Annotated in this window: 1 rRNA gene; it reads left to right on the top strand. The window is 41.8% G+C overall.

Features of this window, described 5'->3' with window-relative positions:
- A 16S ribosomal RNA gene (locus M3189_RS26740) occupies positions 1–85 on the top strand; the annotation flags it as partial.
- Between the last annotated feature and the right edge of the window lie 166 nt (positions 86–251).

Genomic DNA, 251 nt, shown 5'->3' with positions numbered 1-251 from the left:
CCAGCCGCCTAAGGTGGGACAGATGATTGGGGTGAAGTCGTAACAAGGTAGCCGTATCGGAAGGTGCGGCTGGATCACCTCCTTTCTAAGGATAATGCAGTCCTTGACGGACTGATAAAACGTTGACGTTACTTGTTTGTTTAGTTTTGAGGGAGTAATTCTCTCAAAGCTTTTTTTAATCGTTCCTTGAAAACTAGATAATCGTAAGAAGAAGTCAAAGTAAAACCGAGAATTGCCACTTTAGTTTTTCT

Origin of the sequence: Neobacillus niacini (genome assembly GCF_023715415.1) — a bacterium.
Taxonomy (GTDB): domain Bacteria; phylum Bacillota; class Bacilli; order Bacillales; family Cytobacillaceae; genus Neobacillus; species Neobacillus niacini_C.
This window is presented reverse-complemented; position numbering and strand designations above follow the sequence as displayed.